Below are 511 nucleotides of genomic sequence, written 5' to 3' on the forward strand. Positions count from 1 at the left end.
CCCGGCTCACCCTGAACATCGCTGCCACACACCACGATTCGCGGGTCGGCGGGCGCCGGCTGGTGTACGGCGGACACACCATCGGGCTGGCGCTCGCGCAGGCCAGCAGGCTGCTGCCCAACCTCGCGACGGTCCTGGGTTGGCAGTCCTGCGATCACACCGGTCCGGTGCACGAGGGCGACACCCTCTACAGCGAACTGCACGTCGAGACCGCGCGGCCGACCGGGCACGGCGGGGTGCTGGGGCTGCGATCGGTGGTCTACGCCGTCGCCGATGCGGAGGGCGAGCCCGACCGGCCGGTGCTGGACTGGCGGTTCGACGCGCTGCATTTCTGAGTCGCGCGCCCCGGCCGCGCGCACAATGGTGGGCGTGACATCGGCGTCGTCAAGCTGGGGCAGCAGCCTGCTGGCCTGCGCGAGCGCCAGCCCGATGGTGTGTCCGCCGTACACCAGCCGGCGCCCGCCGACCCGCGAATCGTGGTGTGTGGCAGCGATGTTCAGGGTGAGCCGGG

Annotated in this window: 2 pseudogenes; one reads left to right on the forward strand and one right to left on the reverse strand. The window is 72.2% G+C overall.

The features are described from left to right. Positions 1-335, forward strand: a pseudogene (locus tag A9X00_RS23930) (acyl dehydratase); the annotation flags it as partial. Positions 336-386: 51 nt separating this feature from the next. Here the strand turns inward: A9X00_RS23930 and A9X00_RS30950 are convergent. Continuing rightward, positions 387-511 (reverse strand): annotated as a pseudogene (locus tag A9X00_RS30950) (acyl dehydratase); the annotation flags it as partial.

Source organism: Mycobacterium sp. 1245805.9 (assembly GCF_001672915.1).
In the GTDB taxonomy this organism is placed as follows: Bacteria; Actinomycetota; Actinomycetes; order Mycobacteriales; family Mycobacteriaceae; genus Mycobacterium.